The sequence below is a fragment of the Halomonas sp. GFAJ-1 genome (genome assembly GCF_000236625.2).
GTDB lineage: Bacteria > Pseudomonadota > Gammaproteobacteria > Pseudomonadales > Halomonadaceae > Vreelandella.
In genome coordinates this window covers 71,847-85,167 of the sequence record NZ_AHBC01000008.1, presented here as the reverse complement: position 1 = coordinate 85,167, position 13,321 = coordinate 71,847, and the positions used below count along the sequence as shown (strand labels likewise).

Here is a 13,321-nt window from a genome sequence, read left to right as displayed (position 1 = left end):
TGCCTGTTCTGGCGATCTTGTGAGGTATGCCTGTGACTGTCTCAGCAACTGAAACCAAGTTCAGCGACCTGACCCGAATGCCGGATGCCCGTGGTCATTTTGGGCCTTACGGCGGCCGGTTTGTGTCAGAAACCTTGAGCTTTGCGCTAGAAGAGCTGGAGCAGACCTATCTTAGTCTGCGTGATGACCCAGCCTTCCAAGCAGAGTTTGACCGTGACCTAGCCCACTATGTGGGGCGTCCATCGCCGCTTTATCATGCCGAGCGTTGGTCGCAGTCGTTAGGTGGTGCGCAGATTTGGCTAAAGCGTGAAGATTTAAACCACACTGGCGCTCACAAGGTAAACAACACCATTGGCCAAGCGTTGCTTGCAAAAAAAACCGGTAAGCCTCGGGTTATTGCGGAAACCGGTGCTGGCCAACATGGTGTTGCCACAGCCACCGTGGCTGCGCGCTTAGGCCTTGAGTGCGATGTGTATATGGGCGCGGCGGATGTGCAGCGCCAGAAGCTAAACGTGTACCGTATGCGCTTGCTGGGCGCGCGGGTTATTCCGGTGGAGTCGGGTACTCGCACGCTTAAAGATGCGATGAACGAAGCGTTGCGCGACTGGGTGACCAACGTTGACAACACGTTTTATATCATCGGTACCGTCGCTGGCCCGCACCCTTACCCACAGTTGGTGCGTGACTTCAACGCGGTGGTGGGTCGTGAGGCGCGTCAACAGTCATTGGCGCAAATTGGTCGCCTGCCCGATGCGCTAGTGGCCTGCGTGGGCGGCGGCTCTAATGCCCTGGGGCTTTTTTACCCCTTTGTGGAAGACGATGCGGTCGCGATGTACGGCGTTGAAGCTGGCGGCGACGGTGTTGAGACGGGCCGCCATGCGGCGCCGCTTTCGTCTAACGCTCCCCGGGGGGTGCTACACGGTAACCGTACCTATTTGATGTCTGATGAAGCAGGCCAGGTGTCGGATACCCATTCGATTTCAGCAGGGCTTGACTACCCAGGCGTTGGCCCTGAGCACGCGCTTTGGAAAGACGTTGGTCGAGTCAACTACGTGGCGGCAAACGATAAAGAAGTGCTGGAAGCGTTTCGTGAGCTAACCCACATGGAAGGCATTATGCCAGCGCTTGAGTCTGCCCATGCGCTAGCGCACGCCAAGGTGTTAGCACCGACAATGCGCCCTGACCAGCACATTGTGGTCAACCTTTCGGGTCGTGGTGATAAAGATATCATGACCGTGGCTAACATCGACGGCATTGAGTTTTAAGGGCGAGCATGAATCGTATTGACCAGCGTTTTTCAGAATTAAAGCAGCAGGGCCGTAAGGCACTCATCCCCTATATCACGGCAGGTGATCCTGCCCCGCAATACACCGTTGGCTTTATGCATGCCTTGGTGGAGGCGGGTGCTGATATTATCGAGCTTGGCGTGCCGTTTTCGGACCCCATGGCCGATGGCCCTGTTATCCAAAAAGCCTGCGAGCGGGCGCTAAAGCAAGGCACTCGCTTAGTCGACCTGTTAGAGATGGTGGCGGAGTTTCGCCAATCAGACGCTACGACGCCTGTCGTTTTGATGGGGTATTTAAATCCAATCGAGCGAATTGGTTACGAGGTGTTTGCAGACAAAGCCGCAAGCGTTGGCGTTGACGGTGTACTAGTAGTCGATATGCCCCCAGAAGAGGCTGAAGAGTTTGGCCCGCTGTTAAAAGCGCGTGATTTAGCGGCGATTTTCCTGGTTGCGCCTACCACTTCCCATGCCCGTGCCGCTACAATATGCGCCCACGGTGAGGGCTATTTATATTATGTTTCGCTTAAGGGCGTGACCGGTGCGGCGACGCTTAACGCTGCAGATGTGGCTGACCACTTAGCACCGCTGCGTGAAATGACCGATTTGCCGCTATGTGTTGGCTTCGGTATTCGCGATGGGGTGACCGCAGCGGAAGTAGCGAAAGTGGCCGACGGCGTTATCGTAGGTAGTGCGCTGGTTAACCGCATTGCTGACAGCGTTGATGCACCCGAAACCATAGCCGGTCAGCTTAAAAGCGTGCTGGCAGAAATGCGCACCGCGATGGATGCCTAAGCGTGTGCTCTCATCGTCTACACTGATTTGAATGACGACACTCATCAAGCTTGGCGGTGCCAGGCATTGACGTATATGGAAGCCTTTTTGATATGAGCTGGTTAGATAAAATCGTGCCCTCCATGGGGCGTATCCAGCGTAAAGACCGTCGTGCCAGCGTGCCCGATGGCCTCTGGCGTAAATGTCCCAAGTGCGAAGCAGTGCTTTACCTGCCGGAACTAGAGAAGCACAACAGCGTGTGCCCCAAGTGTGACCATCACTTACGCTTAACGGCCCGTAAGCGCTTGGACTGGTTTCTGGATAAACAGGGGCGGGAAGAGGTGGCTGCTGAGATTGAACCCAGCGATCGCCTTAAATTCCGTGACTCAAAAAAGTATAAAGACCGCCTAGCGGCGGCGCAGAAAGATACCGGCGAAAAAGACGCTCTGGTAGCGATGCGCGGTGAGCTGGATGGCTTGCCCGTGGTAGCCGTTGCGTTTGAATTTACGTTCATGGGTGGTTCCATGGGGGCAGTGGTGGGCGAAAAGTTCGTGCGTGCTGCAACCATTGCCCTTGAAGAGCGTATACCGCTGATCTGTTTTGCAGCTTCAGGCGGCGCTCGGATGCAAGAAGCACTGTTCTCGCTAATGCAAATGGCTAAGACCTCTGCGGCGCTTGAAAAGCTTAAGCAGGAAGGTGTGCCTTATATCTCTGTGCTTACTGACCCGGTGTTCGGTGGTGTTTCGGCGTCGCTTGCGATGCTTGGCGACCTTAACATTGCCGAACCTAACGCACTGATTGGTTTTGCTGGGCCGCGGGTTATCGAGCAAACCGTGCGTGAAACCCTGCCGGAAGGGTTCCAGCGCAGCGAGTTCCTGCTTGAACACGGCACGGTGGATATGATTGTGCATCGCCACGAGATGCGTAATCGCGTGGGAAGTGTGTTGCGTAAGCTGACCCACCATAGTGCGCCAGTCGTTGAAGAGAGCGTGCTTGGAGACATTGAAATTGCTGAACCGCTAGTGGATGAAGAGCGAGTTGCCGATGTTGCTGAAGCCGCGCCGACAGAAGCTCACAGCGAGCACAGCCCGGCCAAGAGCGACGACTCGACACGCAATGCCTAAGTCTTTAGCAATGCCTAAGTCTTTAGCCGAGTGGCTACACTATCTTGAAACCCTGCATCCCGTAGGGATCGATATGGGGCTTGAGCGGGTGTCTCAGGTGGCCAAGCGGATGGGGCTGCTGGAAAGCCCCATTGCGCCACGTGTCATTACGGTTGCAGGCACTAATGGCAAGGGGTCTACCCTTGCCATGATGGATGCCATTGCTCGCGCCCATGGCCTGCGGGCGGGTACCTACACCTCTCCCCATCTTTTGCGCTACAACGAGCGTGTCACCATTGATGGTCAAGAAGCTGAAGATTCGCTGTTAGTAGCAGGTTTCAATGAAGTAGAGGCCGCTAGGCTTCAGTCGCCTTCCATTAGCCTAACCTATTTCGAAGCAGGAACACTCTGCGCACTGTGGTGCCTAGCCCAGGCAAAGCTTGATGTGGCGCTCCTCGAAGTTGGTTTAGGCGGGCGTTTGGATGCAATTAATATCATTGATGCTGATGTAGGCGTGGTGACAACGATTGCTCAGGATCATGCCAACTTTTTAGGCACTGATATTGCCCAAATTGGCCGAGAGAAAGCGGGTATTTTCCGCCCGCGGAAGCCAGCCGTGCTGGGTAGCCAATCTTTGCCGTCTAGCGTTGCTGAAACGGCTATCGAGATGGCGGCGCCCGTTTATCATCTAGGGTCAACGTTTAACCATGCAGCGTTTATCGACAATGCTGATGAAAGTTCCGGTGAGCATTTGGATGCCGCCGCAGCTTGGTGTTGGTATGGGTTAACCGCGGAGGGTGAAACTATTTCACTGGATGGGCTTCCTGATCCAGGGCTTCCGATTGATAATGCCGCCACAGCGTTACAATCCCTGGCGGTTTGCGGTGTGCGGCTATCCACTCGCGCTTGTAGTGAAGCGCTAAAGGCAGTCAGGCTTCCAGGGCGTATGCAGTGGTTGGGGCAGTGGTGCCTGGATGTGGGCCATAACCCTCATGCTGTTGAGTACGTGGCTCGTCGCTTACCCATGCCACCTGCCGGTGGGCGGCAATGGGCGTTAATCGGTATGCTTAACGACAAAGATGCCGACGGGGTGATTGATGCGCTACTCCCACGAATTACCGATTGGGTGTGCGTTACCCTGGAGGGAGAGCGTGGGCGTCCAGCGGTTGAGCTAGCGGAGCGTATTACCTCGCGGGGCGGGCATGTGCATTATTGCGCGGCGTCCCCCGAAGAAGGCGTGGCCGCTATGGCTGAAAGGCTTGTCCCCGAGGACCGAGTGCTGGCCACCGGGTCGTTTTTTACCGTGGCGGCGCTCTTGGCAAACCCACTGCCGCAAGCTTAAAGGTCCTAACCGTGGTGCTCGCTTAGCCTGATGGAGATGGATATGAAATACGGTAAAACGGAACGCATCAGCGGTATTGTAATTTTGCTCGCGCTACTGGCGATCATTGTGCCGTGGTTGATGAGTGACCCTGCTCCTCGGGAAGAGCGCCCCCAGCCTACGTTTGTGATTGAACAGCCTGTTCAAGTAGCACGCCAGGATGTGCCTGCACCTGAAATGCCGTCCACAATTAATGCCTTGCCCTCCTCTTCGTCCCAGGAGGGCGACGCTGTGATCAGTACGCCTATTGACGCTGAACCCCAGCAGCCGGAAACAAGCCAAGTATCACCCCCAAGTGAAGCCGCTTCATCGACTCAAGAGCCGGTTGAGGAGAGCGAAGCCACTAGCGAACCCGACCCCGTCAGAGACCCGATTGCTGAATTAATGGCTAGTAATACGAGTGGTAGCACTTCCTCAAGCTCTTCAGCGCCAACGCCTACTCAGCAGGGCGAGTGGGCAATCCAGGTAGGCAGCTTCGGTGACGTGTCTAATGCCCAGCGTTTGAGTGAACAGCTATCTGGGGAAGGGTTTAGCACCTATCGGCGTGAGCGGGATAATAATTTAACCACGGTTTATGTGGGTCCTTATGCCACATCTGAAGAGGGTGAAGCGGCAATGGCGCAGATTAAGCAGCGTGCCAATGTTCAGGGCTTGCTGGTTAGGGTAAGAGATTAATTTATGGCGCTTACTTGGATAGATGCGCTGTTCTTGGCGGTTTTGGGGCTTTCCATGCTGGCAGGTTTTGTGCGTGGCTTTATAAGGGAAGCGTTAGGCCTTGCGGCATGGGTAGTGGCGCTTATGGTGGCGCGCGTGCTAGCTGAGCCTGTCGCCGATTTAATGAGTGGCTTTATTGAAAGCTTTGATGCCCGGTTAGTGCTGGCATTTGTCTTAGTGATTTTTGCCGTCATTTTGTTATGCGGCATCGTTATCCGCTTGGTTCATGCGGCGGTTGAGTGGGTGGGAATGGGGTTGTTGAATCGCTTTGCGGGCGCGGCCTTTGGTATTGCCCGTGGTGCGGTCATACTCCTGATAGCCACTGTACTGATAACCCTAACGCCATTGGGTGGGCTTCAGGCATGGCAGGAAGCGACACTGCGACCAACGTTTATCGAGCTTAGAGACTGGGCAGTTAGCCAGCTTGATCAATGGGAGCGAGAGCTTCCCCAGGCGCCAGAGTCGCTACGCGATATCTCGCTCCCCGACATACGTGCCAGGCAAACACCTGCGGAGCAGCAATTGAGCCTTCCTCCGGATAACGAGTAGCCATCACGATTAGCGACGCCCCCTTTAAAGAAGCACCTGTGCTGTTGCATTCGGCGTAGGTGCATGTGAGTTGATGAACGTACGGGCTTACCCTGGTAAGCCATGGCATTAAAGCGAGGTAACTGGAATGTGCGGTATTGTAGGCCTTCTGGCCAAGCAGGCGGTAAATCAGGGAATCTACGATGCCCTGACCGTACTTCAGCATCGGGGCCAGGACGCTGCCGGCATGATGACTTGGAGCGAGGGACGCTTCTTACTGCGCAAGAGCAATGGGCTGGTTCGTGATGTATTTCACACCCGCCACATGGCTCGTCTTAAAGGTAACCTGGGCATTGGGCACGTACGTTATCCCACCGCAGGCTCTTCCAGCGAAGCAGAATCTCAGCCGTTCTACGTCAACTCCCCTTACGGCATCGCGCTAGCGCATAATGGTAACTTGACTAATTCCGAGCAGTTGAAACAGGAGCTTTTCTCAACTGATCTTCGCCATATCAACACCAGCTCAGATTCTGAAGTGTTGCTTAACGTTTTCGCCCATGAGCTGGGCAAGCAGGGGCTTCATTTAGAAGCAGAAGATATTTTTGATGCGGTTCGTAGAGTGCATCGGCGCTGCAAAGGCGGCTACGCGGCGGTCGCGATCATCAATGGCTTTGGTATGGTGGCATTCCGCGACCCCTTTGGCATTCGCCCAGTGGTGTTCGGTACGCGTCAGGGTGATAACGGCCAAGAGGTGATGATTGCCTCTGAGTCTGTGGCGCTAGACGTCGGTGGCTTTGAGCTTGAGCGTGACTTGGCGCCTGGTGAAGCTATTTTCGTCGATATGCAAGGGCAAGTGCATACCCAGGTCTGTGCAGATCGTCCGCAGCTGCATTCGTGTATTTTTGAGCACGTTTACTTGGCGCGTCCGGATTCTCTGCTGGATGGCGCCTATGTTTACGGCACGCGCATGCAAATGGGCCGCAAGCTTGGCGATCGCATTCTCAATGAGTGGCCCGATCATGACATCGACGTGGTGATTCCTATCCCCGATACCTCGCGTACCTCGGCACTGGAAATGGCCCAACACCTTGGGGTGACCTATCGTGAAGGGTTTATGAAGAACCGCTATATTGGCCGTACCTTTATTATGCCGGGCCAAACCCAGCGTAAAAAGTCGGTACGCCAGAAGCTCAATGCCATTGATGTTGAGTTCAGAGGTAAGAATGTTCTGTTGGTGGACGACTCCATTGTGCGAGGCACCACCTGTAAGCAGATTATTCAGATGGCGCGGGATGCGGGCGCTCAAAACGTTTACTTTGCCTCAGCGGCTCCGCCGGTTCGCTACCCCAATGTGTACGGTATTGATATGCCGGTTGCCTCGGAGCTGATTGCCCATGGCCGTACAGAAGAAGAGGTTGGTCAGCTGATTGGTGCTGACCGTATCTTCTATCAAGACCTGGAAGATCTGAAAGACGCCTGCCGGGAAGTCAATCCTGAAATGAAAGCATTTGACTGCTCAGTGTTTGACGGTAATTACATAACCGGCGACATCGATGACGCTTACTTAGCCGTATTAGAAGCCGGCCGTAACGATGCGGCAAAAGATCAGAGTGCGGGCGACCATGCCTTGGTAGGTATGCATAACCAAGACGATGATTTTGACGACTAGTCATGTTCACGATGTCTTCAGCAGGGGGCTAAGCCATGCACGATGATAGCCAGCAGGATGAGTGGTCGTTAGAGACGTTAGCGATTCGCGCAGGCCACCAGCGTACTTTTGAGCAAGAGCATTCGGAGCCGATTTTTCCGACCTCTAGTTTTGTATATGAAAGCGCGGCGGAAGCAGCGCGTAAATTTGGTGGACAGGAGGCGGGTAACGTCTATTCCCGCTTTACCAACCCCACTGTGCATACCTTTGAGCGTCGCTTGGCAGCGCTTGAGGGCGGTGAGCGTTGTGTTGCGACGAGTTCAGGCATGGCGGCCATCCTCTCAACGGCGCTTGCGCTGTTATCGGCAGGGGATGAAATTGTCGCCTCTCGCTCGCTCTTTGGTTCGACCGTTAGCTTGTTTGATAAATACCTGGGTAAGTTTGGTATTACCACCCGCTACGTCGAACTGTCGAATATCGCTGCTTGGGAAGAGGCTGTTAGCCCAGCGACCAAGCTGCTATTTGCAGAGACGCCTTCTAATCCGTTGTCGGAAGTGGCTGATATACAGGCACTGGCTGCGCTTGCCCAGCGCTGTGGGGCCTTGCTGGCCATTGATAACTGCTTTTTAACCCCTGCGTTGCAGCAGCCCATAGCACTTGGCGCTGATTTGGTGATCCACTCAGCCACTAAGTACCTGGATGGCCAAGGGCGCGCAGTTGGCGGTGCCGTGGTGGGCAAGCACAGTGTGTTGGAAGAGGTATTTGGCGTGGTGCGCACCTGTGGCCCATGCTTGAGCCCCTTTAACGCCTGGATTTTTACCAAAGGGCTGGAAACCCTCTCGCTACGTATGAACGCCCACTGTGAGAATGCGATGACGCTGGCGCGCTGGCTAGATCAGCATCCTGCGGTAAATAAGGTCTACTACAGCGGTTTGGAAGTACACCCACAGCATTCCCTTGCTAAGCATCAGCAGCGGGGTTTTGGGGCCGTATTGGGCTTTGAAGTAACGGGTGGGCAAGCAGGTGCCTGGCAAGTGATAGATGCTACGCGAATGTTGTCGATCACGGGAAACTTGGGTGATGTTAAAACCACGATTACCCATCCGGCTACCACGACACACGGTCGTCTCTCTGAGGATCAAAAAGCGGCTGCGGGAATAACCCCAGGGCTAGTCCGCGTGGCGGTTGGCTTGGAGAGTCAGGCAGATATCCAGCGGGATCTTGCCCGTGGTTTGGATGCGCTTGTAGCCCCTTAGCCTGTTTAAGCGATGAATTGAACCGGTCGCCGTTGGCCGGTTTTTTATTGACTTTGCGACCTAGCTTCAGGTTATCAACGGTTTTTACGAATGAAGTGTTCTGCTTTTTTCAGCAGTCTTTTTGTGTAACACCCGTTATGCTTTAGACATTCATAGAATAAATAAAATTAATCACAGAGCGTTTAGGCTTCACATATCAAATTAGATGGTAGAGATGGGGATTAATCGAATGTGGCGGAACACACAGTATGGTTGGGGTGTCATAAGTATTCTGTTTCATTGGTTGAGTGCCCTTACTATTATCGGGCTATTTATTCTAGGGTGGTGGATGACGGGCCTAGGCTACTACGACCCTTGGTACAATCAAGGGCCGTGGATACATCGCTCAATCGGCGTTTTGTTACTGTTGGCGACGGCACTACGTATTGGTTGGCGCTTGATGCAACCGACCCCTAAGGGAGAAGGGAGTCGTCTAGAAAAAGTCGCGGCCCATTTAGGACACATTGCCCTTTACACTTTATTGCTGGTGGTGATGGTAAGCGGCTACATGATTTCCACCGCCAATGGTAGGGGTATCAGCGTATTTGGTTGGTTTGACATGCCAGCGGTGCTTTATGGTTTGCCTAATCAAGCGAGTCTGGCGGGTGACATTCATTGGTACAGCGCGATTGCATTAATGTTGTTAGCAGCGGGACATGCGCTTGCCGCTATTAAGCATCACTGGCTTGACCGTCACTCCACCTTGGTTCGTATGGTCAATCCGGCTCATCGTCCCAAGTAACGCTCGTTGTTCGAACAAAGACTCAATCTGCACGCTGCTAGGGTGGGTAATACTCACCGTAGTAATTCTTAAGGAAAGAGAGGATACATTGAATATGTTGAAGAAAACTGCTTTTGCTACCGCTATTGCTGCCGCTGCTATGGTGCCCCTTAGCCAGGCACAGGCCGCTGACTACCAGATTGATATCGAAGGTCAGCACGCCTTTGTACAGTTCAAAATCAACCATTTAGGCTTCTCTTACATTCTTGGTACGTTTGAAGAGTTTGATGGCCAGTTCTACTACGATGAGGATGACTTAGACGCCTCTTCTGTAGAAATGGAAGTGCAGGTTAATAGCCTTAACACCAATCATGCTGAGCGTGATCGCCACTTCTTAAGCAGCGACTTCCTCAATGCTAGCGAGTACCCAACAGCAACCTTTACGTCGACAGGTTTTGAATCAACCGGCGACAACGAGGGCGTGGTAACGGGTGATCTAACGCTGCACGGCGAAACTCAAGAAATTGAAATGCCGGTTACCTTAATGGGCGAAGGTGACGACCCCTGGGGCAACTACCGTGCAGGTTTTGAAGGCAGCACTATGCTGACGCTTAGCGATTTCGGAATTGACATGAGCGACTTCCCTGAATCAATGCACGAGCTAGAGCTTTACGTGACGTTTGAAGGTATTCGCCAGTAAGTCTTGCTTAACTAAAAGCGCCACCACCCCAGTTGGGGTGGTGGCGCTTTTGTATGTGATGCTCTAGCGGTTTTTTAGTTTCTAATCGATCAGGGAGCATGCGTTTGGCAGCTTTTATGCAACAGCGTGAGTTGGCTATAACCCTATGGCGGCAAACCTGGCCAATGGCAATTGGTGTCTTGGCGCTATTGGGTTTTCAACTTGTGGACAGTGCTTTCATTGCCCGTTTAGGTACATCGCCGCTCGCCGCGCAGTCGTTTACCTTCCCGTTATCCTTTTTAATTATTGGTATCCAGGTGGGGATGGGGATTGCCATTGCCGCCCTTATCTCGCGTGCGCTCGGCGCGGGGGAGAAGGCGCGTGCTAAACGGCTAAGCAGCCTAGTACTTATTGCTGGCGGAGCGGTCATTGGCAGTTTGGTAGTGGTGCTATGGCTGCTTCAGGTGCCCGTATTTAAGCTGCTAGGCGCTGATGAAATAGCCCTGGGATATATTCGAAGTTACTGGGGGCCTCAGCTATTTTCTGCGTGGTTGGGGGCGCTGCTCTATTTTATCTATAGCGTATTTCGCGCCCATGGCGATACACGAACTCCTGGTAAAATGATGGTATTAAGTAGCCTGATTAACCTTGCGCTCGACCCGCTGCTTATATTTGGGGTAGGCCCGTGGGCAGGCTTAGGGTTGCCAGGAGCCGCTTGGGCAACGGCTATCGCTTTTTCTGTGGGGCTTTTACTGACGAGCGGTACTTTGGCGCGCTGCCAGTGGGTAACACGGCAGGATATTTGGCAGGAGTGCCGACGTTCATGGCGACCCTTTACCGGCATTGCGGCGCCCGCCATGGTGAGCCAGTTGATGCCACCGCTAGCGGCGATGCTAGCCATTACAGCCGTTGCGGGTTTAGGGGATACCTACGTTGCCGCCTGGGGACTTGCTAGCCGCTTAGAAACACTCTCTTTGATGGTGATATTAGCCATGACGATGTCTTTGCCGCCGTGGCTGGGGCGTTGCTATGGTGCTGGAGACTGGGGGCAGATTCAGCAACTGATGCGTTTAGCGATAAAAGTGGCCGTCATATGGCAACTTAGCTTAGGCGTGCTATTGGCATTAGCGGCACCTTGGGTCGCTATGGCTTTGGCGGGCAACCCAGAAGTGCAAGGAGAGTTGGCACTGGTGATCCGCTTTTTACTGCCCAGCTACGCCGCTCTGGGCGTCTGTATGCTCGTGGTGTCGGCAGGCAATGCACTTGGGTGGCCGCTACGTGCCATGCTACTTTCAAGTGCGCGTCTGTTTATCTGTTACTTGCCTTGCTTGTGGTTAGGCGCTTACTTATACGGGTGGGTTGGCTTAGCCGCCGGTGCGGCGGTCGGTAACCTGGCTGCGGGTTTAATGGCCTGGGTGTTGCTGCGGCGCATCTTATCCCGCCCGCATCGGCAGGCGGGATATGTCTCCTGATACTCGCGTTATTTACAGATTGCGTTTGTGGGGAGCTTCCTGAAAAGAGAAGTAGACGAATAAAACCGCCATTGCTAAATAGCCCATGACAAATTCAGGGGCAGCGTTAAAGGCTATTTCTGGAGCGTGCATAAGACCCACGAAAGAGAACCCAGCCGCAATAAGGGCAAAGACAGCTGCGCGCCGGAACTGATGGTCGATGACGGAAACGGTCATCGCACCTAAGAAAATAGCCATAAACATCGCGCCCTGGCCCATTACCACAATGGCGCTTGAAATATCGCTGACCACCTCACCGGCGCCGCGATTAAAGCGGGTCATCACGTAGTTGGCGAAGTAGGGCAACATAGCCAATGCGATAGCAGGGTAGTAGCGAGTGTCGTTGGCTTGGAATGCGGTGGCAATCATCGACATGCCGACAAACACCAAAATAGGTGCGACGACGGATACGGGAATAATGGCGGCTAGCGCTGCAATCAAACCAAACATGGTGGCCAGTGCGTAAACGGCTCCATTTAAAATACTGTACCCTCGGCCAGCGCCCATCCACTTAGCCCCGACGGTTGCAATATAGACCGTGGTAGGGAATACCCCACCAAACAGCGCGCCAATCATGGTGCCAGCGCCATCCACTGCTTGGCACTCACGAACGTCGTATTTGTCGCCCGCGGCTTCCATGGCCTCAACGTTGTTCATGGTTTCAATGGCGTTATAGAGCGTAATGGGCAGCACGACGGTGAGCACAGCCAGCATGCCGGTAAATAGCAAGCCAAGCCCCTCAAACCAAGCGAGGTTGGGCAGGAGTGGGTAGAAGCCTAAGTGGGTAAACGCATCGCTGAAACGTTCGCTGCCAGCGTCACCAATCAGGTACGCCATGGCAGTGCCTATTACAATGGCGAATAAGGACGTTGGCAGTTTGAAGGGCATGCTGACACGGGCCACCAAGCCTACGATGATAATACCCAGTACCAGTAAGCCGATGATTGGCATTTCCAAGGTTTTAAATAGCATCTCGCCAGCAATAAAGGTGAGTGCAACCCCTGCAACGGCACCAAGCATGGCGGCGCGGGGTAAATGGTACTGCACCCAGCGGCCAATAACGCTAACGAAGGCTTCAATCGCCCCGCTGATAAAACAGGCGGCAACCGCTACTTTCCAGGCGAGTTCAGCATCACCGGTTAACTGCTTGGCTGGAAGCAGTACGCCAAACAAAAATACAAACATGACCGGTGTTGAAATGCCGTAGGAGAGAGCCGTGACATCGCTACGGTTCTCTTTGCGGGCAAGACGCGAAGCACTCCACGCGTAATAAAAATTGCCTGCCATGACTGCAACAGCGGCGCCAGGGAGCACTTGGCCATAAACGATGGAGCTGGGGAACCCCATGCCTAGCATCGTAATCGAGATGATGACAAAGTTGGCAATATTGTTCTGAAACAGCGCGAAGAATGCGTCGGTATCTTCTTTTTTGTACCACGGGTAGTGGGTGCTGGCAGCCGCCATGTTAGGCCTCTTGATTATAGTGTGTTGTTTACAAGGCAACGCTGAGTGTGCCGAAACTCTGACTAATCGGTCAAGCATTGCTTTGTGCTGGACGCCGCGCGGGCGCCCCAGGCTCTGGCGGCAAGCGCGCAATTGTACACAATATGAGGCTTAGGATTGAGAGGCAGGTATATAAAAAATAAAAGAAAACGCCCAGGCGGAAAGCCTGGGCGCAGTCGTTC

Annotated in this window: 12 protein-coding genes; 11 read left to right on the top strand and 1 reads right to left on the bottom strand. The window is 53.8% G+C overall.

Features of this window, described 5'->3' with window-relative positions:
* Positions 1-26 precede the first annotated feature (26 nt).
* The 11 genes from trpB to MOY_RS02700 all read left to right on the top strand — a co-directional run bounded on the left by trpB (position 27) and on the right by MOY_RS02700 (position 11,597).
* Complete coding sequence (gene trpB, locus MOY_RS02750) at positions 27-1,265, top strand: tryptophan synthase subunit beta (protein WP_009096248.1); 1,239 nt, start codon at positions 27-29, stop codon at positions 1,263-1,265.
* 8 nt (positions 1,266-1,273) lie between these two features.
* Positions 1,274-2,077, top strand: coding sequence for a tryptophan synthase subunit alpha (gene trpA, locus MOY_RS02745; RefSeq protein WP_009096245.1), 804 nt, complete (start codon positions 1,274-1,276; stop codon positions 2,075-2,077).
* A gap of 92 nt (positions 2,078-2,169) precedes the next feature.
* Positions 2,170-3,180, top strand: a complete 1,011-nt coding sequence (gene accD, locus MOY_RS02740) for an acetyl-CoA carboxylase, carboxyltransferase subunit beta (RefSeq protein WP_009096242.1) — start codon at positions 2,170-2,172, stop codon at positions 3,178-3,180.
* Between the two features lie 10 nt (positions 3,181-3,190).
* A complete protein-coding gene (folC, locus tag MOY_RS02735; RefSeq protein WP_105208935.1) occupies positions 3,191-4,501 on the top strand; it encodes a bifunctional tetrahydrofolate synthase/dihydrofolate synthase in 1,311 nt (436 codons plus the stop codon).
* 42 nt (positions 4,502-4,543) lie between these two features.
* Positions 4,544-5,215 carry an SPOR domain-containing protein gene (locus tag MOY_RS02730; protein ID WP_009096239.1) on the top strand — a complete coding sequence of 224 codons (672 nt, stop codon included), beginning with the start codon at positions 4,544-4,546 and terminating at the stop codon, positions 5,213-5,215.
* Between the two features lie 3 nt (positions 5,216-5,218).
* Positions 5,219-5,803, top strand: coding sequence for a CvpA family protein (locus MOY_RS02725; protein ID WP_009096238.1), 585 nt, complete (start codon positions 5,219-5,221; stop codon positions 5,801-5,803).
* Between the two features lie 127 nt (positions 5,804-5,930).
* Entirely contained in the window at positions 5,931-7,451 is a 1,521-nt protein-coding gene (gene purF / locus MOY_RS02720; RefSeq protein ID WP_009096237.1) for an amidophosphoribosyltransferase, read from the top strand.
* Positions 7,452-7,486: 35 nt separating this feature from the next.
* Complete coding sequence (locus tag MOY_RS02715; RefSeq protein WP_009096236.1) at positions 7,487-8,686, top strand: O-succinylhomoserine sulfhydrylase; 1,200 nt, start codon at positions 7,487-7,489, stop codon at positions 8,684-8,686.
* 229 nt (positions 8,687-8,915) lie between these two features.
* A complete protein-coding gene (locus MOY_RS02710) occupies positions 8,916-9,467 on the top strand; it encodes a cytochrome b (RefSeq protein ID WP_009096235.1) in 552 nt (183 codons plus the stop codon).
* Between the two features lie 94 nt (positions 9,468-9,561).
* Positions 9,562-10,146 (top strand): YceI family protein, encoded by a 585-nt coding sequence (locus MOY_RS02705; protein WP_009096234.1) that lies wholly within the window; start codon positions 9,562-9,564, stop codon positions 10,144-10,146.
* Positions 10,147-10,262: 116 nt separating this feature from the next.
* The gene (locus MOY_RS02700) at positions 10,263-11,597 is read left to right on the top strand and encodes an MATE family efflux transporter (RefSeq protein ID WP_035539890.1); all 1,335 of its coding nucleotides are present in this window, start codon (positions 10,263-10,265) and stop codon (positions 11,595-11,597) included.
* A 12-nt stretch (positions 11,598-11,609) separates the two neighbouring features.
* Here MOY_RS02700 and MOY_RS02695 read toward each other — a convergent pair whose 3' ends face one another.
* Positions 11,610-13,100 carry a uracil permease gene (locus tag MOY_RS02695; RefSeq protein WP_009096232.1) on the bottom strand — a complete coding sequence of 497 codons (1,491 nt, stop codon included), beginning with the start codon at positions 13,098-13,100 and terminating at the stop codon, positions 11,610-11,612.
* Positions 13,101-13,321: the final 221 nt, after the last annotated feature.